This is a genomic window from Siccibacter turicensis LMG 23730 (assembly GCF_000463155.2).
Lineage (GTDB): Bacteria > Pseudomonadota > Gammaproteobacteria > Enterobacterales > Enterobacteriaceae > Siccibacter > Siccibacter turicensis.
On sequence record NZ_AWFZ01000050.1, the window covers coordinates 74082 to 94224 of the forward strand.

Below are 20143 nucleotides of genomic sequence, written 5' to 3' on the forward strand. Positions count from 1 at the left end.
TATGCGTCCGTCCCGCGCTGTGCTTTCCCGAATTCCCCTTCCTGCGCCTGTCTTCCCGGACTTTTCTGAAAGCGATTACATGCGCATTTGTTGAAACGCAGCTGCTTGTGGACTGTTTTTTAAAGAAATATGTGCATGCTGTTACATTGCCGTTCGGCTTAGTCTGATTTTGCCCCACCCCGCTGCGCTTAATGTATAATAAACCCCTGTATTAACTGATTATTTCGGTTTTCGCCAAAATAAGCGTAATGTAACCGATTACACCTATGTGATTTGGTTCACATAACTTTACGATGCGCTAACCTACCCTTTACATCGAAAAAGTGACAACCCAACTGGAGGGCATAATGCCTGACAATAAAAAACAGGGGCATTCCCACAAGACAATGACGTTCTTTGTCTGTTTTCTCGCAGCCCTGGCGGGACTTTTATTTGGCCTGGATATTGGCGTTATCGCCGGTGCATTACCCTTCATTACCGATGATTTCCAGATAACCTCTCACCAGCAGGAGTGGGTCGTTAGCTCGATGATGTTTGGTGCGGCGGTCGGTGCCGTCGGCAGCGGCTGGCTCTCCTCACGGCTGGGACGTAAGTACAGCCTGATGATCGGCGCGGTGCTGTTCGTTATCGGTTCGCTGTGCTCTGCGGCAGCGCCGAACGTTGAAGTGCTGATCCTTTCCCGCGTGCTGCTGGGTCTGGCGGTAGGTATCGCCTCTTACACCGCCCCGCTGTACCTGTCTGAAATCGCCCCGGAAAAAATTCGCGGCAGTATGATTTCGATGTACCAGCTGATGATCACCATCGGTATTCTGGGCGCCTATCTTTCCGATACGGCATTCAGCTACAGCGGCTCCTGGCGCTGGATGCTGGGCATCATCACCATCCCGGCACTGCTGCTGCTGATCGGCGTGTTCTTCCTGCCGGACAGCCCGCGCTGGTTCGCCGCTAAACGTCGCTTCCACGACGCAGAGCGCGTGCTGCTCAAGCTGCGTGATTCCAGCGCCGAGGCGAAACGCGAGCTGGAAGAGATCCGTGAAAGCCTGAAGGTGAAGCAGAGCGGCTGGGCGCTGTTTAAAGAGAACAGCAACTTCCGTCGCGCGGTGTTTCTTGGGGTGCTGTTGCAGGTGATGCAGCAGTTCACCGGGATGAACGTCATCATGTACTACGCGCCGAAAATCTTTGAGCTGGCGGGCTACAGCAACACCACTGAGCAGATGTGGGGTACCGTTATCGTGGGTCTGACCAACGTGCTGGCGACCTTTATCGCTATCGGCCTGGTTGACCGCTGGGGCCGTAAGCCGACGCTGATTCTGGGCTTTATCGTGATGGCCTCCGGGATGGGTATCCTGGGTACCATGATGCATATCGGTATCCACTCCGCGACCGCGCAGTACTTTGCCGTTGCCATGCTGCTGATGTTTATCATCGGTTTCGCCATGAGCGCCGGTCCGCTGATCTGGGTACTGTGCTCGGAAATCCAGCCGCTGAAAGGGCGTGATTTCGGTATCACTCTCTCCACCGCGACCAACTGGATTGCCAACATGATCGTCGGTGCCACCTTCCTCACCATGCTGAACACGCTGGGCAACGCCAACACCTTCTGGGTCTACGCGGGTCTGAACCTGTTCTTCATCGTGTTGACGCTGTGGCTGGTGCCGGAGACCAAGCACATCTCCCTCGAGCACATCGAACGTAACCTGATGAAAGGGCGTCGTCTGCGCGATATCGGTTCACGCGACTAACGCTTTCCCCTTCTCCCCTGCGGGGGAGAAGGTTTCTTCTTGCAGCCTCCCTGCCCGCGCACTATTCTCTGCCGTTATGAAATCCCCACGTCTTCCCATCGCCCTTCAGCAAGCCGTTATGCGCAGCCTGCGCGACAAGCTCGCCCTGGCAAACCAGCGGCTCGACTGCCAGTATCCGGAGCCGAGCGTGGTCTACCAGCAGCGCGGCACGGCCGCCGGTACCGCCTGGCTTGAACCCTATGAAATCCGCTTAAATCCGATTCTGATGCTGGAAAACCAGCAGGCGTTTGTTGATGAGGTGGTTCCGCATGAGCTGGCGCACCTGCTGGTCTGGAAACACTTTGGCCGCGTCGCCCCGCATGGCAAAGAGTGGAAGTGGATGATGGAGAGCGTGCTGGGGGTACCGGCTCGCCGCACGCACCGTTTCGAGGTGACGTCGGTACGCGCGAATACCTTCCCTTACCACTGCGGCTGCCAGCTTCATCAGCTTACCGTCCGGCGACACAATCGCGTGGTGCGCGGTGAAACCGAATACCGCTGCACCCAGTGCGGCAACCGCCTGACGCCCCATTCCGACGACGCGTAACGCGCGGCGTTATCAGCTGGAATTTTTTAGCGGTTACTGATTGCAACCGACGCCATCTCTGGGTACGGTGCGGGCTCGTTTTGACAAGGAGTCTGCCATGTTGCGTAACGGCATTATCAGTCTGGCGTTATCCGCCACCCTCTTCACTCTCCCGGGCTATGCCCAGGGCATCAACAGCTTCGCCCAGGCGAAAGCCGCCAGCGTCAAGGTGAACGCCGACGCGCCGGGCGACTTTTACTGCGGCTGCAAAATCGACTGGCACGGTAAGAAAGGTGACGTCGATTTAGCCTCGTGCGGTTATAAGGTGCGTAAAAACGCAAACCGCGCCAGCCGAATCGAATGGGAACACGTGGTACCCGCCTGGCAGTTCGGCCACCAGCGCCAGTGCTGGCAGGACGGTGGGCGTAAGAACTGCGCGAAGGATCCGGTCTATCGCCAGATTGAGAGCGATATGCACAACCTGCAGCCTGCGGTGGGTGAAGTGAACGGCGATCGCGGCAACTTTATGTACAGTCAGTGGAACGGCGGCGAAGGCCAGTACGGCCAGTGTCCCATGAAGGTGAACGTCAAAGCGAAGCTGGCTGAGCCGCCGGCCCGCGCGCGCGGCGCCATCGCCCGCACCTACTTCTATATGCGCGACCAGTATCAGCTGTCGCTCTCTCGCCAGCAGACCCAGCTCTTCACCGCCTGGGACAAGCTCTACCCGGTTACCGACTGGGAGTGCGAGCGCGACGCACGCATCGCCAGGGTGCAGGGCAACCATAACCCTTACGTGCTGAAGTCTTGCCAGGCGCGAAAGAGCTAACCTACACTAGCGGGCAATTTGATTAACTTTGCGCTGGCCCGCCGTTTTCCTTCACGCTCGTAGAGCAGGAGGAACGCGCCGCCAGCGCATGCGAACGGACACCAGACGCCATGCGCATCCCCCGCATTTATCACCCTGAACCTCTCACCGTTGGCGATGAGGTCGCGCTGTGCGACGACGCCGCGAACCACGTTGGCCGCGTGCTGCGTATGGGGGCCGGGCAGGCCGTGCAGCTGTTCGACGGATCCAACCGGGTGTTTGAGGCGCAGATTATCCGCGCGGACAAAAAGAGCGTCCAGGTACAGATCCTGAGCGCCACGCTGGACGATCGCGAGTCGCCGCTGCACATTCATCTCGGCCAGGTCATGTCGCGTGGCGAAAAGATGGAGTTCACCATTCAGAAATCCATCGAGCTGGGCGTGAACGTGATTACCCCGCTGTTTTCGGAACGCTGCGGCGTGAAGCTCGACGCGGAGCGGCTGAACAAGAAGATTCAGCAATGGCAGAAGATCGCCATCGCGGCCTGCGAGCAAAGCGGCCGCAACCGCATCCCGGAGATCCGCCCGGCCATGGATCTGGAAGCGTGGTGTGCCGAGCAGGACAGCGCCCTGAAGCTCAATCTGCATCCCCGCGCCCAGGCGAGCATCAACACCCTGAGCCAGCCGGTCGAGCGGGTACGCCTGCTGATTGGCCCCGAAGGCGGCCTGACCGCCGAGGAGATCGCAATGACCGCGCAGCATGCGTTTACTGATATTCTGCTTGGTCCGCGCGTGTTGCGCACCGAAACGACCGCGCTCACCGCCATTACCGCACTGCAGGTGCGCTTTGGCGATTTGGGCTGAAATCAGCGTCTGCGGCATTTAATTGTCACGCTGCCCCCGACCCGGCTGCCATAATGACTGACGCCTTACGCATCAGTTTTACAGGAGAACCACAATGATTAAGCTCGGCATCGTGATGGACCCCATCGCATCCATCAATATCAAGAAAGACTCCAGCTTCGCCATGCTGCTGGAAGCGCAGCGTCGCGGATATGAGCTGCACTACATGGAGATGGCGGACCTGTACCTCAACGATGGCGTCGCCATGGCGCGCACGCGTACCCTGAGCGTCGAGCAGAACTACGATAAGTGGTACGACTTTACCGGCGAGCAGGATCTGGCGCTGGCGGATCTCGACGTGATTCTGATGCGCAAAGACCCGCCGTTTGACACCGAGTTTATCTACGCCACCTATATTCTGGAACGCGCCGAGGAGCAGGGCACGCTGATCGTCAACAAGCCGCAGAGCCTGCGCGACTGCAACGAGAAGCTGTTTACCGCCTGGTTTGCCGATCTGACCCCGCATACCCTGGTGACGCGCAACAAAGCGCAGCTTAAAGCGTTCTGGCAGCAGCACGGCGATATCATCATGAAACCGCTGGACGGCATGGGCGGCGCGTCGATTTTCCGCGTTAAAGAGGGCGATCCGAACATCGGCGTTATCGCAGAAACCCTGACCGAACTGGGTTCGCGCTACTGCATGGCGCAGAACTATCTGCCGGCGATCGTGGACGGCGACAAGCGCGTGCTGGTGGTGGACGGTGAGCCGGTTCCTTACTGCCTGGCGCGCATTCCGCAGGGCGGTGAAACCCGTGGTAACCTGGCCGCCGGCGGCCGTGGGGAAGCTCGTCCGCTGACCGACAGCGACTGGGAAATTGCCCGCCGCGTTGGCCCAACGCTGAAAGCCAAAGGCCTGATTTTTGTTGGCCTGGATATCATTGGCGACCGCCTGACCGAGATCAACGTCACCAGCCCAACCTGCATCCGTGAAATCGAAGCCGCTTTCCCGGTTTCCATTACCGGTATGCTGATGGACGCCATCGAGGCGCGCCTCAAGAAATAATGCCGTACCGGAAAACGTTCAGGCGCGGGCCACCCTGCCCGCCGCCTGGCGTTTTCCTGATAAGGCGACCCGTTCGTCTTGTCTCACCGCAGGCTAGTGACATGCCGCCGCTTTCCCCGCATACTGAACTGTCGTTTTTTCAACCGGGACTACAGAACCTGTGACAATGAATTTACAGCACCACTTTCTTATTGCCATGCCTGGCCTCCAGGACCCGCTTTTCAAACGTTCCGTGGTTTACATTTGCGAATATAACGACGACGGTGCGATGGGCATCATGATTAATAAGCCCCTTGAAAACCTGAAAGTTGACGGCGTGCTTGAGAAACTCAAGATCAAACCTGAAGCGCGCGATCCGGCGATTCGCCTGGACAAACCGGTGTTTGTCGGCGGCCCGCTGGCGGAAGATCGCGGCTTTATTCTGCATACGCCGCCGGATAGCTTCTCCTCCAGCATCCGCATTTCCGACAACACGATTATCACCACCTCACGCGACGTGCTGGAGACGCTGGGCACCCGCAATCAGCCGTCAGAAGTGATTGTCGCGCTCGGCTACTCGTCGTGGGAAAAAGGCCAGCTTGAGGAGGAGATCCTCGAAAACGCCTGGCTCACCGCCCCGGCAGATCTCAATATTCTGTTTAAAGTGCCGATCGCTGACCGCTGGCGCGAAGCCGCGAAGCTGATTGGCATTGATATTCAGACCATGCCAACCGACGCGGGTCACGCCTGATGAGCGGTACTTTTCTCGGTTTTGATTTCGGCACCAAAAGTATTGGCGTGGCGGTCGGCCAGCGTATTACCGGCACCGCCCGCCCGCTGACGGCCCTGAAAGCCAACAACGGTATGCCGGACTGGGAGCTCATCGCACGCCTGCTGAAAGAGTGGCAACCGGATGAAGTGATCGTCGGCCTGCCGCTGAACATGGACGGCACCGAACAGCCGCTTACCGCCCGCGCCCGGACCTTTGCTAACCGCATCCACGGCCGCTTTGGCGTGCCGGTCAGGCTGCATGATGAACGCCTGAGCACGGTAGAAGCGCGTGCCGGCCTGTTCCAGAGCGGCGGTTTCCGCGCCCTCAGTAAAGGCAGCGTCGACTCCGCCTCTGCCGTGGTTATCCTCGAAAGCTTCTTCGAACAACACGCCTGATCGTGCCGGGCCGCTGCGCCCGGCCTCCTCCCCCATCCACCGCTGAGATCACAAATCTGCATCACCGTTTTGCGTTCGCTTTAGTGTTTCTATAAAAGAAACATTACTGCCTGTGCCTTTTATCAGGAGTTGGCCAGTCTGGCGCAGAGCGCCTGGAGTTCGCCAAGCCGGTCGTTCGCCTGACTGTCGGGGATATCCCACATGCCGGCAAAAGCCAACGCGGCGTTATGGGAGCCAAGCGGCGTCGCCATAGATATCTCCCCATCGTCGTGGCGCCATACCACATGCCCGCTCTGGCGCTGCTGGGCAAGGTGCGGCTGAAGGTGCTCCCACTGTTCGGCGCTCAGACGGGCCTGCAAATCGGCATCGGCTTCGGCGGCCAGCAGCGACATGCCGATCACCGATTGCCAGGCCGGCAGCATACGAAAACCGGCCAGCGCCTGACTGACCTGGGAGCCCGGAGTGGAGTGATAGATGTAGATCACCTGGTCCTCCCACAGGACGCCCATCGCCACCACGATATCGGTGGGGGCGTGGCGTTCCAGCAGCGGCAGCGCCCTGGAGAACAGCGCCGAGCCGCGAATCGCCTGCGCGGCCAGGGCATGGATCCCCGGCCCCGGCAGATAGCGTCGCTGCTCGTCCTGAGTGGTCAGGCCGATAGCGGCCATGGTCATCAGCAGGCGGTTAACGCGCGTGGTGTTGATGCCCATCAGGCGGGCAAGTTCGCGACAGCCGATAGCGCGATCGCTCGACACCAGATATTGCAGACAGCGGATACCGTCGATAAGGCTTTGATTAGGTTGTGATGACATAGCGGGTTTCGCATAACCAGAGACATTTTTAACCAGCCCAGAGGATAACAGTTTATGAAAATCTTTCAGCAAACCGATGCACGTCGCTTTCCGCGACAGCGCATCCGCGCCGATCTTCTGGTTGCTGGCGGCGGCCTTTCCGGCCTGTGCGCGGCCCTTGCCGCGGCGCGTGACGGCCTGAACGTGGTGCTGGTGCAGGACAGGCCGGTGCTCGGCGGCAACGCCTCAAGCGAGGTGCGTCTGTGGGCCAACGGCGCCACCTCCCATATGGGCAACAATAACCGCTGGGCCAGAGAAGGCGGCATCATGGGCGAGATCCTTGAGGAGAACCTGTGGCGCAACAAGGAGGGCAACCCGGTGATGTTCGATCTGGTCCTGCTCGATCTGGCGCGCAGCCAGCCCGGCCTGACGCTGCTGCTGAACACCGCGCTGTTCGAGGTCACCACTGACGGGGCGCGCATCACCTCGGCGAGCGGCTTCAACCCTATCAACGAAACCTTTTACGATATCGAGGCCGCGCAGTGTTGTGACGCCACCGGCGACGGTGTGCTGGGCTATCTTGCCGGGGCCGAATACCGGGAGGGCGCCGAGGAGCAGACGGAGCTGGGCGAGAAAATGGCGCCGGGGGATAGCTTCGGCCATAAGCTTGGCCACTCAATCTATTTCTACACCCGGCAAACCAGCGCCCCGGTCACCTTTGTGCCGCCCTCCTTCGCCCTGCAGGACATCAGCGCCATCCCGCGCTACAGGCGCCTCACCTCAACGCTCAACGGCTGCGACCTGTGGTGGCTGGAGTGGGGCGGCCGTCTCGACACGGTTCACGAGAGCGAAACGATCAAATGGGAGCTGTGGAAGATCGTCTGGGGCGTCTGGCACTACATCAAGAACTCCGGCGAGTTCCCCGAAGCCGACACCATGACTATCGAATGGGTCGGCACGATCCCCGGCAAGCGCGAGAGCCGCCGCTTTATCGGTGACCACCTGCTGTGCCAGCAGGACATCATCGAGCAGCGCGACCATTACGATGCGGTTGGCTACGGCGGCTGGTCTATCGACCTGCACCCGGCCGATGGGGTGTACAGCATCCATGATGGCTGCCGCCAGTTCCATAGCAAGGGCACCTACACGATTCCGCTGCGTAGCCTCTACAGCCGCTCGCTGGACAACCTGTTCCTCACCGGCAGGCTGATTTCCGCCTCCCACGTGGCCTTCGGCAGCGCGCGCGTGATGTGTACCTGCGGCCTGCTGGGCGAGGTGGTGGGCCGTGCCGCGGCGCTGTGTCACCAACATCAGTTGACGCCGCGCCAGCTGGCGGAGGCATCGCGGGTCGGCATGCTTCAGCAGCATCTTCAGGCCAGCGGCTGCTACATTCCACGCCAGCGCCTGGAAGCACCGGCAGGCGCGGCGCGCGTCACCACCAGCAGTGAATACCAGCTGGCGGCGCTTGAGGCTAACGACCAGTGGCTGCCGCTGCGCGAGCGCATGGCGGTGCTGCTGCCGATGCAGGCGGGACAGCGCGTGCCCGCAATCGGCGTCACGCTGCGCGCCCAGGAGCCTCAGACGCTTACCGTCAGCCTGCTTGCCAGCGAGCGCAGCGGCAACTTCACCCCGGAAAAGGTGCTCGCCAGCCAGACGCTGGAGGTCTCCGGCATGCAGCCGCATCGCCTGACGTTCGACGTCGTCAGCGAGCGGGATCAGTATCTCTTCCTGGCATTCGATGCCCAGCCGAACGTCGACATTGCGCTAACCGACACCGCGCTTCCCGGCGTGATGACGGTGTTCAACAGCCTGAATGCCCGAGTCGCGAAGCACACCCGCCAGATCGCCGACGGGGATTACGGCGTGGACGAGTTTGATTTCTGGCTGCCGCGCCGCCGTCCGCACCAGGTGATGCCCGCCCTCACCTGCGAGCCTCCCCTGCGCTGCTTCGCCCCGGACAACCTGCTCAATGGCGGCCTGCGTCCCGAACAGCACACCAATGCCTGGGTGCCTGCCGCTGACGATACTGCCCCGACGGTGACGTGGCGCTGGGAGGCGGCACATCCCTGCCGCACGCTAACTCTGATCTTTGACAACGACGCCGACAACGCAATGGAAACCGTGCAGATGGGGCATCACAGCCGGGTGACGCCTCACTGCGTCACCGCCTATCGCCTGTGGCTGAACGGGCAGCTTATCGCGGAGGTGGACGAGAACCATCACACGGTCTGCGAGCACCGCCTGCCCCAGCCCGTGGACGCACACGAGGTGAGGCTTGAGCTGCTTGCCAGCGCTGGCGCATTGCCGGCGGTCTACTCGCTTAACCTGCGCTAAGTCGGCCTCCGTCGTCCGCGCCGTCCGCCACGCGTCCCTGCTGGCGGCGCTGGACAAGGCTCCACGCAAAGCTCTGCATTCCCGCCTGTTGACCGGTCTGCAACACGCCGGGAAGCTGGTGGGTTTTCCCCTCACGAATCAGGCTGGCCACCGCGGTGGTGTTCACCAGCAGCTCATAGAGCGCCACGCGTCCGCCATCCGTGGCCGGCACCAGGGTCTGCGCCAGCACCGCGTTCAGGCTGCCCGCCAGCTGGGTACGCACCAGGTTTTTCTCTTCCGCCGGAAAGACGTCCACCAGCCGCTCTACCGCCTGGGCGGCTCCGCGAGTGTGCAGCGTCGCCAGCACCAGATGGCCCGTCTCCGCCGCGGTCAGCGCCAGCCGAATGGTGGCGGTGTCCCGCAGCTCACCCAGTAAAATGATATCGGGGTCCTCACGCAGCGCCGCTCGCAGCCCGTCGGCATAGCTCCGGCAGTGGGTGCCAATCTCCCGCTGCTGAATCAGGCTGCGGCTCGAGGTATGGATGAACTCCACCGGGTCCTCCAGCGTGACAATATGCCCGCTCTGGGTCTGATTCAGGCAGTTGACCAGCGCGGCAAGGGTGGTGGATTTCCCGCTGCCCGTCGCCCCGGTGACCAGGATGATGCCATGCCGGGCGCGAAGCAGTTCAGGCAGCGCGGGCGGTGCATCAAGCTCGGCGAGGGTGGGACAGCGGGTGGGCAGCAGGCGCAGCGCCAGCGACAGCCCGGCGTGCTGGTGAAAGGCGTTCGCGCGCAGCCGTGCGCCGTTGCCCAGGGTGACGGCGAAATCGAGCTGTCCGTCGGCGGCCAGCGTCGACTGTTGCGTCGGGCTAAGCCACGCCTGGAGCAGCGTGCCGGGGGCCGGCACCTCACAGGGTACCGGCTCCAGTATGCCGCAGCGTCGCCAGCGTGCAGGCCAGGCGCTGCACAGGTGTAGATCCGAGACGTTATGCTTTACACTAAGGGCCACTATTTCTTCCATATCCACAGACCATCCTTGAACCATGAGTGATATCACGCACAACCTGGCACAGGTCAGGGAGAAAATCTCGGCTGCCGCTCAGCGTTGCGGCCGTGCTTCAGAAGACGTTACGCTGCTTGCAGTGAGTAAAACCAAGCCTGCGAGCGCGGTCGCGGAAGCGATAGCGGCCGGGCAGCGCGCGTTTGGCGAAAACTACGTTCAGGAAGGCGTCGAGAAGATCCGCCATTTTCAGGACGCCGGCGTGCGCGATCTGGCGTGGCACTTTATCGGTCCGTTGCAGTCCAACAAAAGCCGGCTGGTGGCGGAGCATTTTGACTGGTGCCACACCGTTGACCGGCCGCGTATCGCCTCGCGCCTGAGCGAGCAGCGCCCGGCGCACTTGCCGCCGTTAAACGTGCTGATCCAGATTAATATCAGCGATGAACAGAGCAAGTCGGGGATCGCGCTTAGCGAGCTCGACGCGCTGGCGGCACATATCGCGACGCTGCCCGGCGTTCAGCTACGCGGGCTGATGGCGATCCCGGCACCGGAAACCGAATATGACAGGCAATTTGCTGTCGCCCGTAAAATGGCGGTAGCATTTGACGCGCTAAAACAGCGGTATCCTACGGTGGATACGCTGTCTTTAGGCATGACCGATGACATGGATGCTGCGATTGCGGCGGGCAGCACCATGGTTCGCATCGGAACCGCTATTTTTGGTGCGCGCGATTACGCCGCGCGCCCTAACGTTAACCTCTGAGGGATGCCATGCTGACGTTGACTTTCCTGGTCAAAACCGTAATTGAGCTGTACGTAATGGTTCTGCTGTTACGCATCTGGATGCAGTGGTCGCGCTGCGATTTTTACAACCCGTTCGCCCAGTTTGTGGTGAAGGTGACGCAGCCGGTGGTTGGCCCGCTGCGCCGCGTGCTGCCCTCGCTGGGGCCGATTGATACCGCCTCGCTGCTGCTGGCGTTTATCTTGTGCACCGTCAAGTATCCGCTGCTGCTGCTGATTCAGTCCGGCGCGCTGTCGCTTGATCCGCTCAACCTGCTGGTCGGCCTGCTGTCGCTGCTGAAAGCCGCCGGTTCGCTGGTGTTCTGGGTGATCATCATCCGCTCCATCATGAGCTGGGTGAGCCAGGGCCGCAGCCCGATTGAGTTCGTACTGATGCAGATGACCGAGCCGATGATGGCCCCGATTCGTCGTTTCCTGCCGGCCATGGGCGGTATCGATTTCTCGGCGATGATCGTCATCCTCATCCTCTACATGCTGAACTACCTGGGCATGGACCTGTTCCCGGGGCTGTGGTATCAGCTTTGAGCGCAGTAGCGTCCACTGCCGATGGGCTGGTGCTGCGGCTGTACATTCAGCCTAAGGCCAGCCGCGACAGCATCGTGGGTTTACATGGCGACGAACTGAAGGTCGCCATTACCGCCCCGCCGGTGGACGGTCAGGCCAACGCGCACCTGGTGAAGTATCTGGCAAAGCAGTTTCGCGTGCCGAAAAGCCAGGTGCTGATTGAAAAAGGCGAACTGGGCCGTCATAAGCAGGTCAAAATTATTCATCCTCAACAGATCCCGACTGATGTCGCGGCGCTACTCTCCTGACAGGATTTACTATGCAAAACGTTGTCCTCGCTACCGGTAATGCCGGTAAAGTGCGTGAACTCGCCGCTCTGCTGGCGGATTTTGGGCTGGATATCATCGCGCAAACCGAACTGGGCGTTGATTCCGCCGATGAAACCGGCCTGACGTTCATTGAGAACGCCATCCTGAAAGCGCGTCACGCGGCGCGTATCACCGGCCTGCCCGCTATCGCCGATGATTCAGGCCTGGCAGTGGATGCCCTCGGCGGTGCGCCGGGCATCTACTCTGCGCGCTACGCCGGCGAGGAAGCGACCGATCGCCAGAACCTGGAAAAGCTGCTGGCGGCGCTGGAATCCGTGCCGGACGATAAGCGGCAGGCGCAGTTCCACTGCGTGCTCGTCTATCTGCGTCACGCCGAAGATCCCACCCCGCTGGTCTGCCACGGCAGCTGGGCGGGGGTGATTGCCCGGACGCCTGCCGGCGAAGGCGGCTTCGGCTACGATCCCATTTTTTACGTTCCCTCCGTCGGCAAAACCGCCGCGGAGCTGAGCCGCGATGAAAAGAGCGCCATCTCCCACCGTGGACAGGCGTTGAAACTGTTACTGGAAGCAATGCGTAATGGCTAATTTGCCACCCCTGAGTCTCTATATTCATATCCCCTGGTGTGTGCAGAAGTGCCCGTACTGTGACTTCAACTCGCATGCCCTGAAGGGCGAGGTGCCGCACGACGACTATGTGCAGCACCTGCTGGCGGATCTCGATGCCGACGTGCAGTACGCTCAGGGACGTGAGGTGCAGACGATTTTTATCGGCGGCGGCACCCCCAGCCTGCTGTCGGGCGCGGCGATGCAAACGCTGCTTGACGGCGTGCGGGCGCGGCTACCGCTGGCGCACGACGCCGAAATCACCATGGAAGCCAACCCCGGCACGGTGGAAGCAGACCGCTTCGTGGAGTACCAGCGCGCGGGGGTGAATCGCATCTCTATCGGTGTGCAGAGCTTTAGCGACGAAAAGCTGAAGCGGCTGGGGCGCATTCACGGCCCCGACGAGGCAAAGCGTGCAGCACATCTGGCCCAGGGGCTGGAACTGCGCAGCTTCAATCTGGATTTAATGCACGGCCTGCCCGACCAGACGCTGGACGAGGCGTTAAGCGACCTGCGCCAGGCGATAGCGCTCAATCCGCCACACCTCTCCTGGTATCAGCTGACCATCGAACCGAACACGCTGTTTGGCTCGCGCCCGCCGGTTCTGCCGGATGACGATGCGCTGTGGTCCATCTTCGAACAGGGCGACCAACTGCTGTGCGCCGCCGGCTATGTGCAGTACGAAACCTCGGCCTATGCGAAGCCGGGCTATCAGTGCCAGCACAACCTGAACTACTGGCGCTTTGGCGACTATCTGGGCATCGGCTGCGGGGCGCACGGTAAAGTGACCTTTGCTGACGGGCGCATTCTGCGTACCGCCAAAACGCGCCATCCGCGCGGGTTTATGCAGGGGAACTACCTGGAGAGACAGCACGATGTCGAGGCGCATGATAAGCCGTTCGAGTTCTTTATGAACCGTTTCCGGCTGCTGGAAGCCGCGCCGCGCGAGGAGTTTACCCGCTATACCGGCCTCAGCGAGGCGCTGATCCGCCCGCAGATCGACGAGGCGCTGGCCAAAGGCTATCTCACCGAAACCGCCACGCACTGGCAGATTACCGGGCACGGGAAACTGTTCCTGAACTCACTGCTGGAGCTGTTCCTGAGCGAGTCATAAGCATGACGGCGGGTGTGCCATACACCCGCCCATAGTGATTACGGCGACTCCACCGTCTGCAACACCACCTCATCCTCATGGTTCAGATCCTGACGCAGCACGACGCCGAGCGCGAGGCCCACCATCGACAGGGCCAGCACGTACCAGCCCGGTGCCAGCGGAGAAACCGCCATCAGTCCGGTAACCAGAATCGGCGTGATGCCGCCAAAAATGGCGTAGGAGAGGTTGTAGGAAAACGAAATGCCGGTAAAACGCACTTCTGCCGGGAAGGCTCTCACCATCACGAACGGCACCGCACCCACCACGCCCACGCTTAACCCGGCCAGACCATACAGCAGGAACAGCTGCTCCGGATGGGTGCCTGCCGCGTGATAGAACAGCCCGGTACACCCCGCTAACAGCAGGCTGCCGATAATCAGGGTCTTGCTGGCTCCAAAGCGATCCGCCGCCAGTCCGGCGAGCAGGCAACCGATGCACAGCATTACCGTCGCGATGCTGTTGCCCTGTAGCGTCAGGGCGGGTGCGAAGCCGTACTGTTTTTGCAGCCACACCGGCGACATCAGAATCACCACCACGATCCCCGCCGAAAGCAGCCAGGTCAGCAGCATGGAGATCGCCACGGCTTTTTTATGATTCATCACCACGGTTTTGATCGGCAGCTCTTCAGCCAGAGCTTTACGCTGCTGCATCTCAATAAAGATTGGCGTTTCACGCAGCCAGCGGCGCAGGTACATCGCCATCAGGCCAAACACGCCGCCCAGCAGGAACGGGATACGCCAGCCGCCGTCGTGCAGGGTTTGCGGCGTCATGCTGGTGTTAATCAGCGTGGCCACCACCGAGCCGAGCAGGATGCCGACCGTCAGGCCCGCGGTCAGCGTGCCGCAGGCGATGCCAATGCGGCGGGCCGGCACGTGTTCGGCCACAAATACCCACGCCCCCGGCACTTCTCCGCCGATGGCCGCGCCCTGTAACAGCCGCATCGCCAGCAGCAGCAGCGGAGCGAGAATGCCCAGCGTGGCGTAGGTTGGCAGCAGGCCGATGGCCAGCGTCGGCAGCGCCATGAGTAAGATGCTCAGGGTGAACATCTTCTTGCGCCCCACTTTATCGCCGAAGTGCGCCATGATGATGCCGCCCAGCGGACGCGCCAGATACCCCGCGGCAAAAATGCCGAAGGTTTGCAGCTGGCGCAGCCACTCAGGAATATCCGGGGGGAAAAAGAGTTCCCCGACCACCGCCGCGAAGAACACGAAGATGATGAAGTCGTAGAACTCCAGTGCGCCGCCGAGGGCGGCAAGCGACAGGGTTTTGTAATCCTGGCGGTTCAGTTGGCGGGGTTGATTCGGCATAAAATGACTCTTGTAAAGAGGTGCGTTGTTTTTAACGACACGTAAATCTGTAAACAGATAATTACTATATCGTCAAAAAAACAATACTCCATCAGCACATCAGCTTATGCCGTACAAACCTATTTTTCAGTCATTACTCTGGCGAATTGCGCTTTTAGGACGAAAAGCTGCTACCACTTCCGCATCCGTGTCGACGTACGGGCCGTCCAGCAGCTGTATGCAATACGGTACACTGGCAAAAATTCCTGCCACTACCACTTTGCCGTCGGCATCTTTCACCCCTTCCAGCGTCTCCTGAATGGATTTCGGCTGGCCGGGCAGATTGAGGATCAGCGCCTGCTTGCGGATCGCCCCCACCTGACGCGAGAGAATGGCGGTCGGCACAAAGTGCAGGCTGATCTGGCGCATCTGTTCGCCAAAGCCTGGCATCTCGCGGTCGGCGATGGCCAGCGTGGCATCTGGCGTCACGTCGCGACGTGCAGGGCCGGTACCCCCGGTGGTCAGCACCAGGTGACACCCGGTTTCGTCCACCAGCTCGCACAGGGTTTGCTCGATGATCGGCTGCTCGTCAGGGATCAGCCGTGTTTCAACCTGAAACGGCGTGGTCAGGGCGCGTCGCAGCCAGGCTTCCAGCGCGGGGATGCCTTTATCCTGATAGACGCCGCTTGAGGCGCGGTCGGAGATGGAAACTAAGCCAATGCGTAAGGTATTCATATCGATTCCGGTCAATCAGTACAGTTTGCGAAATGATACACGCTGGCGGGACAGGCAGACAGGGTGAAACGCGGAAGATGTGGCCGGAAGATCCGGCCACAGAGGGATTACAGCAGGGCTTCGACCATTTTTTCCAGTTTTTCCTGGTCAACGGCGAACTTGCGGATACCGTCCGCCAGTTTGTCCACGGCCATCGGATCCTGGTTGTGCTCCCAGAAGAACTGGGATTCAGTCATACGCTCCGGACGTGCTTTCACGTCGCCGGCGAAGGAGAGCTTACGCTCTACCGCGCCTTCGCTTTCGGCCAGCTCTTTCAGCAGCGCCGGGGCGATGGTCAGACGGTCACAGCCTGCCAACTCAAGGATTTCGCCGACGTTACGGAAGCTTGCGCCCATCACAACGGTCTCGTAGCCGTGCTGCTTGTAGTATTCGTAGATTTCCGTCACGGAAACTACGCCCGGATCGTCCTGCGGCGCGTACTCTTTCTTGTCGGTGTTGGCTTTGTACCAGTCGAGGATACGGCCCACGAACGGAGAGATGAGGTACACACCCGCTTCGGCGCAGGCGCGCGCCTGTGCGAAGGAGAACAGCAGCGTCAGGTTGCAGTTGATGCCTTCTTTCTCAAGCTGTTCCGCCGCGCGGATGCCCTGCCAGGTGGAGGCCAGTTTGATCAGAATGCGATCGTTGCTGATACCGGCGTCGTTGTAGAGCTTAATCAGGTGCTTCGCTTTGGCAATGCTGGCTTCGGTATCGTAGGAGAGACGAGCGTCCACTTCGGTAGAGATACGGCCCGGGATCAGCTTCAGGATTTCCAGACCAATGTTGACCGCCAGTTTATCGGTCGCATCCACCACCTGCTGCGCGCGATCGCTGCTCTGGCTTTTCGCCCAGGTCACCGCGTCGTCAATCAGCTTACGGTATTCAGGAATTTGTGCTGCGTTCAGGATGAGAGAAGGGTTGGTGGTGGCATCCTGCGGCTGGTACAGCTTCATTGCCGCGATGTCTCCGGTGTCAGCCACGACCGTGGTGAACTGACGCAGGGAGGTCAATTTATCCGTCATGATAATAGGTCTCTTAGAACTGCTTGTTAGGGAGATGTAACCGAACTGCCTCCGATGATATCACGCCGCACTGCCAGCGCAACCGCTGACCACGGGCGCATAACGTTGACGGCGAAGCGTTTCGCACCCGGTGACGATCCCACCCCGCCCTTTCGCCCCGACAGCCCCAGGCCGCACGGACGCGGCGTTTGCGCGATTTTCACGCCCGATTGCGCAACGCGCGGCCCGCCAGGAACGCCGATAAATTAATGCGATTAATCGCATCCATCGGCCAGACCCTCGCCATTTTTTGATAAAGTCACGCAAAACGACTTCAAGAGAGTGACCATGCTGATCCTGATCTCCCCTGCTAAAACGCTGGACTACCAGAGCGAACTTGCCACCACGCGCTACACCCAGCCGGAACTGCTGGACTATTCCCAGCAGCTGATTACCGAGGCGCGCAAGCTCTCTGCCCCGCAGATCGCCTCGCTGATGGGTATCAGCGACAAGCTGGCGGACCTCAACGCCACCCGCTTCCACGACTGGCAGCCGGATTTCACTCCGGACAACGCCCGGCAGGCCATCCTGGCGTTTAAAGGCGACGTTTATACCGGCCTGCAGGCAGAGACCTTCAGCGACGCGGATTTTGATTTCGCCCAACAGCATTTGCGTATGCTCTCCGGTCTGTACGGGGTGCTGCGTCCGCTCGACCTGATGCAGCCCTACCGGCTGGAGATGGGCATCCGCTTTGCCAATGCGAAAGGCAAAGATCTCTACAGCTTCTGGGGCGATATCATTACCCGTAAGCTCAATGAGGCGCTGGCAACGCAGGGCGATAAGCTGGTGGTGAACCTGGCGTCCGACGAATACTTTAAAGCCGTGAAGCCGAAAGCGCTTGAAGGCGAGATCGTGAAGCCGGTCTTCCTCGATGAGAAGAACGGTAAATTCAAGGTCATCAGCTTCTACGCTAAAAAGGCGCGCGGGCTGATGAGCCGCTACATCATCCAGAACCGCCTGACCACCGCAGAACAGCTGACCGGGTTCGATCTGGATGGCTATCAGTTTGACGAGGCCGCGTCGAAAGGCGCTGAGCTGGTGTTTACCCGCAGCGAACGCTGAGTGCGGCGTGCGGACAGAGAAAAGGCGGACCGGGTGGTCCGCCTTTTTTGTGGGTCGGGCTGCCCGAACGGGCAACGGCCTCAGGCGCGCGGCTTCATCATCAGCTGGCGCAGCGCGGCGTAATCCGCCGGCAGGAACTGCGACAGCAGCGGCAGATCGGCACGCTCGGCCAGCGCTTCCGGCAACGGCAGCGATTCGCCGAGAATCTCATCCACGCTCTCTTTGAACTTCGCTGGGTGCGCGGTACCGAGGAACAGACCGTACTCACCGGGACGCAGCTGGTCACGCAACGCACGCCAGGCAATGGCGGCGTGCGGTTCAGAGACGTAGCCCACCTCACGCAGTTCGCGCATGGCGTATTTGGTGGTTTCATCATCCACCGCGGCAAAGCCCAGCTCGTTCAGGCGCCAGATCTTACGGCGGAAGATCTCCTCCACGCGCGGCCAGTTGTTCGGCTGGCTGACGTCCATCGCATTCGACAGCGTCGCCCGGGTGCCGTTTGGCTCCCACTTGCCGTTTTGCAGATAGCGCGGCACGGTGTCGTTGGCGTTGGTGGCGGCAATAAAGCGTTTCACCGGCAGGCCCAGGGATTTGGCCAGCAGGCCGGCGGTGAGATCGCCGAAGTTACCGCTCGGGACGGAAATCACCAGCTGATTGCGCGCATCCTGCGGCAGCTGCGCCACCGCTTCGAAGTAGTAGCAGATCTGCGCCAGCAGGCGACTGATGTTGATGGAGTTGGCGGAGTTCAGGCCGAGGGTGGTTTTCAGCTCCTCGTCATCAAACGCCTGCTTAACCAGCGCCTGGCACTCATCGAAGTCGCCGTCGATGGCCACGGTCTCAATGTTGCCGCCCAGAGTGCAGAACAGCTTCTCCTGCAGCGGGCTGATTTTTCCGCGCGGATAGAGGATAACGACACGCACGTTTTTCAGGCCGTAGAACGCATGCGCCACCGCGGCGCCCGTGTCACCTGAGGTCGCCGTCAGGATGGTGACCGGCTTGTCGCCGCTGATATGGGTCAGCATCTGCGCCATAAAGCGGCCGCCAAAATCTTTAAACGCCAGCGTCGGGCCGTGGAACAGCTCCAGACACCCGATGTCGCTCTGCACCTCTTTTACCGGGGCCGGGAAGGTAAACGCGTTGCGGATGCGGGTTTCGAGGATCTCCGCCGGGATCTCATCGCCAATAAAGGCCGACAGAATTTTGCTGCTGCGGGAGACAAAGTCCATCTGCAGCATCTCATCCACTTCAGTCAGGCTGAACTCCGGCAGGTCGTGCGGGAAGAACAGCCCCTGATTAGACCCCAGTCCCTGCGTTACCGCCTGGGCAAAGCTGACCTGCTCGTTATGATCTTTAAGATTGTAGAGTTTCATTCGTTATCCCAGTACTCGTGCGCCAGCCGTATCCAGACGGCAGATGTGGACGAAGCCGTCCTGATTTTGAAGATAGTGTTGTCCAAGCCAGGCCGCCACCCGCTGTGCCGTGTCCGGGTTATCGCAGACGGCGAACAGCGTCGGCCCGGAACCGGAGATCCCGCACGCCAGCGCGCCGATATCAATGGCGGCGCTGCGCGCTTCGCTAAAGCCCGGCAGCAGCTTCGTGCGATAGGGTTCGGCGATCACATCGTGCATCAGCTTTGCGGCCAGCGCCGGCTGGCCGGTGTGGCAGGCGTGAATAAAGCCCGCCAGATGGCGTCCGTGGCTGATGCAGTCCTGGCGGCGATACTGCGCCGGCAGGATGGCGCGCGCCTCGGCGGTGGAGACTTTAATGCCGGGGTAGGCGAGCACCCACAGCCACTCATCAAAGCCTGGCACCTGCTGGCTGATGATGCCGTTTTCTTCAATCATCAGCTGAATGCCACCGAGGAAGCAGGGGGCGACGTTATCGTAGTGAATGCTGCCTGAAATGCGCCCTTCCAGCTCGCCCATCAGCGCCAGCAGGCGCGTGTCGCTGAGCGGCTTTCCGCAGTGCTCGTTCATTGCCATCAGCCCGGCCACCACGGAGCAGGCGCTGGAGCCCAGCCCTGAGCCGATCGGCATGTTTTTTTCGAGGGTCATGGCTACCGGGATGGTTTTCCCGATCTCCTGACAAAAACGCTCCCAGCACTGGTAAACAATGTTTTCCCGCGGCGCGTCCGGGAGTTTACTGGCGAAACGCCCGAGGTTTTGCAGGCTGAACTGCTCTGCCGCCTCCACCGTCACGTAATCACCGAGCAGCGAGCCGTCTACCGGCGTCACCGCCGCGCCCAGCACATCGAATCCGACGCTCATATTGGCGCTGGAAGCCGGGGCATATACTTTAACCATC

The 20143-nt window shown here is 60.6% G+C and carries 21 protein-coding genes; 14 read left to right on the forward strand and 7 right to left on the reverse strand.

Translation table 11 applies throughout. The annotated features are described in order from the left end of the window. Positions 1 to 347: 347 nt before the first annotated feature. The 7 genes from DW58_RS16225 to ruvX all read left to right on the forward strand — a co-directional run bounded on the left by DW58_RS16225 (position 348) and on the right by ruvX (position 6163). Positions 348 to 1742, forward strand: a complete 1395-nt coding sequence (locus tag DW58_RS16225) for a sugar porter family MFS transporter (RefSeq protein ID WP_024550802.1) — start codon at positions 348 to 350, stop codon at positions 1740 to 1742. Positions 1743 to 1818: 76 nt separating this feature from the next. Continuing rightward, positions 1819 to 2328, forward strand: a complete 510-nt coding sequence (locus tag DW58_RS16230; RefSeq protein ID WP_071789317.1) for a SprT family zinc-dependent metalloprotease — start codon at positions 1819 to 1821, stop codon at positions 2326 to 2328. 97 nt (positions 2329 to 2425) lie between these two features. Further along, positions 2426 to 3133, forward strand: a complete 708-nt coding sequence (endA, locus tag DW58_RS16235; RefSeq protein WP_024550804.1) for a deoxyribonuclease I — start codon at positions 2426 to 2428, stop codon at positions 3131 to 3133. A gap of 110 nt (positions 3134 to 3243) precedes the next feature. Further along, positions 3244 to 3975, forward strand: a complete 732-nt coding sequence (rsmE, locus tag DW58_RS16240) for a 16S rRNA (uracil(1498)-N(3))-methyltransferase (protein ID WP_024550805.1) — start codon at positions 3244 to 3246, stop codon at positions 3973 to 3975. Positions 3976 to 4069: 94 nt separating this feature from the next. Then, positions 4070 to 5017 (forward strand): glutathione synthase, encoded by a 948-nt coding sequence (gene gshB, locus DW58_RS16245; RefSeq protein ID WP_024550806.1) that lies wholly within the window; start codon positions 4070 to 4072, stop codon positions 5015 to 5017. A 166-nt stretch (positions 5018 to 5183) separates the two neighbouring features. Continuing rightward, positions 5184 to 5747 (forward strand): YqgE/AlgH family protein, encoded by a 564-nt coding sequence (locus DW58_RS16250; RefSeq protein WP_029696742.1) that lies wholly within the window; start codon positions 5184 to 5186, stop codon positions 5745 to 5747. Further along, complete coding sequence (gene ruvX, locus DW58_RS16255) at positions 5747 to 6163, forward strand: Holliday junction resolvase RuvX (RefSeq protein ID WP_024550807.1); 417 nt, start codon at positions 5747 to 5749, stop codon at positions 6161 to 6163. Before DW58_RS16250 ends, ruvX begins: the two co-directional genes overlap by 1 nt. A 122-nt stretch (positions 6164 to 6285) precedes the next feature. On the opposite strand, the gene DW58_RS16260 is transcribed toward ruvX, so the two are convergent. Then, positions 6286 to 6975, reverse strand: a complete 690-nt coding sequence (locus tag DW58_RS16260; protein ID WP_024550808.1) for an IclR family transcriptional regulator — start codon at positions 6973 to 6975, stop codon at positions 6286 to 6288. A 54-nt stretch (positions 6976 to 7029) separates the two neighbouring features. On the opposite strand from DW58_RS16260, the gene DW58_RS16265 reads away from it, so the two are divergent. Next, on the forward strand, positions 7030 to 9288 hold the full coding sequence (locus tag DW58_RS16265; RefSeq protein ID WP_024550809.1) for an FAD-dependent oxidoreductase: 2259 nt from the start codon (positions 7030 to 7032) through the stop codon (positions 9286 to 9288). Here the strand turns inward: DW58_RS16265 and DW58_RS16270 are convergent. After that, positions 9275 to 10294: a type IV pilus twitching motility protein PilT gene (locus tag DW58_RS16270; protein WP_024550810.1), complete on the reverse strand. Its 1020-nt coding sequence runs from the start codon at positions 10292 to 10294 to the stop codon at positions 9275 to 9277. The two genes, DW58_RS16265 and DW58_RS16270, sit on opposite strands and share 14 nt — an antisense overlap. A gap of 16 nt (positions 10295 to 10310) precedes the next feature. Here DW58_RS16270 and DW58_RS16275 point away from each other — a divergent pair, with 16 nt between their 5' ends. The 5 genes from DW58_RS16275 to hemW are packed head-to-tail and all read left to right on the forward strand — an operon-like array spanning position 10311 to position 13617. Continuing rightward, entirely contained in the window at positions 10311 to 11030 is a 720-nt protein-coding gene (locus DW58_RS16275; protein ID WP_024550811.1) for a YggS family pyridoxal phosphate-dependent enzyme, read from the forward strand. A gap of 8 nt (positions 11031 to 11038) precedes the next feature. Beyond that, positions 11039 to 11593: a YggT family protein gene (locus tag DW58_RS16280; protein WP_024550812.1), complete on the forward strand. Its 555-nt coding sequence runs from the start codon at positions 11039 to 11041 to the stop codon at positions 11591 to 11593. Next, a complete protein-coding gene (yggU, locus tag DW58_RS16285; RefSeq protein ID WP_024550813.1) occupies positions 11590 to 11880 on the forward strand; it encodes a DUF167 family protein YggU in 291 nt (96 codons plus the stop codon). Before DW58_RS16280 ends, yggU begins: the two co-directional genes overlap by 4 nt. An 11-nt stretch (positions 11881 to 11891) precedes the next feature. Next, the gene (locus DW58_RS16290) at positions 11892 to 12485 is read left to right on the forward strand and encodes an XTP/dITP diphosphatase (RefSeq protein ID WP_024550814.1); all 594 of its coding nucleotides are present in this window, start codon (positions 11892 to 11894) and stop codon (positions 12483 to 12485) included. Next, positions 12478 to 13617 (forward strand): radical SAM family heme chaperone HemW, encoded by a 1140-nt coding sequence (gene hemW / locus DW58_RS16295; protein ID WP_024550815.1) that lies wholly within the window; start codon positions 12478 to 12480, stop codon positions 13615 to 13617. Before DW58_RS16290 ends, hemW begins: the two co-directional genes overlap by 8 nt. A gap of 38 nt (positions 13618 to 13655) precedes the next feature. On the opposite strand, the gene DW58_RS16300 is transcribed toward hemW, so the two are convergent. The 3 genes from DW58_RS16300 to tal form a co-directional block, all read right to left on the reverse strand. After that, entirely contained in the window at positions 13656 to 14963 is a 1308-nt protein-coding gene (locus DW58_RS16300) for an MFS transporter (protein WP_024550816.1), read from the reverse strand. A gap of 126 nt (positions 14964 to 15089) precedes the next feature. Continuing rightward, positions 15090 to 15677, reverse strand: coding sequence for a molybdopterin adenylyltransferase (mog, locus tag DW58_RS16305; protein WP_024550817.1), 588 nt, complete (start codon positions 15675 to 15677; stop codon positions 15090 to 15092). A 107-nt stretch (positions 15678 to 15784) separates the two neighbouring features. Beyond that, entirely contained in the window at positions 15785 to 16738 is a 954-nt protein-coding gene (tal, locus tag DW58_RS16310; protein ID WP_024550818.1) for a transaldolase, read from the reverse strand. A 327-nt stretch (positions 16739 to 17065) separates the two neighbouring features. Between tal and yaaA the strand changes: the two genes are divergently transcribed. Next, on the forward strand, positions 17066 to 17839 hold the full coding sequence (gene yaaA / locus DW58_RS16315; protein WP_024550819.1) for a peroxide stress protein YaaA: 774 nt from the start codon (positions 17066 to 17068) through the stop codon (positions 17837 to 17839). Between the two features lie 80 nt (positions 17840 to 17919). Here the strand turns inward: yaaA and thrC are convergent, their stop codons facing one another. Beyond that, positions 17920 to 19209 carry a threonine synthase gene (gene thrC / locus DW58_RS16320; protein ID WP_024550820.1) on the reverse strand — a complete coding sequence of 430 codons (1290 nt, stop codon included), beginning with the start codon at positions 19207 to 19209 and terminating at the stop codon, positions 17920 to 17922. A 3-nt stretch (positions 19210 to 19212) separates the two neighbouring features. Then, positions 19213 to 20142, reverse strand: a complete 930-nt coding sequence (gene thrB, locus DW58_RS16325) for a homoserine kinase (protein ID WP_024550821.1) — start codon at positions 20140 to 20142, stop codon at positions 19213 to 19215. Between the last annotated feature and the right edge of the window lies 1 nt (position 20143).

Excerpts from the sequence above, each read along its gene's own strand:
- DW58_RS16300 (WP_024550816.1), bottom strand. The coding sequence starts at position 14,963 with ATGCCGAATCAACCCCGCCAACTGAACCGCCAGGATTACAAAACCCTG.
- yaaA (WP_024550819.1), top strand. The coding sequence starts at position 17,066 with ATGCTGATCCTGATCTCCCCTGCTAAAACGCTGGACTACCAGAGCGAA.
- DW58_RS16260 (WP_024550808.1), bottom strand. The coding sequence starts at position 6,975 with ATGTCATCACAACCTAATCAAAGCCTTATCGACGGTATCCGCTGTCTG.
- DW58_RS16265 (WP_024550809.1), top strand. The coding sequence starts at position 7,030 with ATGAAAATCTTTCAGCAAACCGATGCACGTCGCTTTCCGCGACAGCGC.
- DW58_RS16230 (WP_071789317.1), top strand. The coding sequence starts at position 1,819 with ATGAAATCCCCACGTCTTCCCATCGCCCTTCAGCAAGCCGTTATGCGC.
- mog (WP_024550817.1), bottom strand. The coding sequence starts at position 15,677 with ATGAATACCTTACGCATTGGCTTAGTTTCCATCTCCGACCGCGCCTCA.
- thrB (WP_024550821.1), bottom strand. The coding sequence starts at position 20,142 with ATGGTTAAAGTATATGCCCCGGCTTCCAGCGCCAATATGAGCGTCGGA.
- DW58_RS16280 (WP_024550812.1), top strand. The coding sequence starts at position 11,039 with ATGCTGACGTTGACTTTCCTGGTCAAAACCGTAATTGAGCTGTACGTA.
- DW58_RS16290 (WP_024550814.1), top strand. The coding sequence starts at position 11,892 with ATGCAAAACGTTGTCCTCGCTACCGGTAATGCCGGTAAAGTGCGTGAA.
- hemW (WP_024550815.1), top strand. The coding sequence starts at position 12,478 with ATGGCTAATTTGCCACCCCTGAGTCTCTATATTCATATCCCCTGGTGT.
- ruvX (WP_024550807.1), top strand. The coding sequence starts at position 5,747 with ATGAGCGGTACTTTTCTCGGTTTTGATTTCGGCACCAAAAGTATTGGC.
- rsmE (WP_024550805.1), top strand. The coding sequence starts at position 3,244 with ATGCGCATCCCCCGCATTTATCACCCTGAACCTCTCACCGTTGGCGAT.
- thrC (WP_024550820.1), bottom strand. The coding sequence starts at position 19,209 with ATGAAACTCTACAATCTTAAAGATCATAACGAGCAGGTCAGCTTTGCC.
- DW58_RS16250 (WP_029696742.1), top strand. The coding sequence starts at position 5,184 with ATGAATTTACAGCACCACTTTCTTATTGCCATGCCTGGCCTCCAGGAC.
- tal (WP_024550818.1), bottom strand. The coding sequence starts at position 16,738 with ATGACGGATAAATTGACCTCCCTGCGTCAGTTCACCACGGTCGTGGCT.
- DW58_RS16275 (WP_024550811.1), top strand. The coding sequence starts at position 10,311 with ATGAGTGATATCACGCACAACCTGGCACAGGTCAGGGAGAAAATCTCG.
- gshB (WP_024550806.1), top strand. The coding sequence starts at position 4,070 with ATGATTAAGCTCGGCATCGTGATGGACCCCATCGCATCCATCAATATC.
- DW58_RS16225 (WP_024550802.1), top strand. The coding sequence starts at position 348 with ATGCCTGACAATAAAAAACAGGGGCATTCCCACAAGACAATGACGTTC.
- endA (WP_024550804.1), top strand. The coding sequence starts at position 2,426 with ATGTTGCGTAACGGCATTATCAGTCTGGCGTTATCCGCCACCCTCTTC.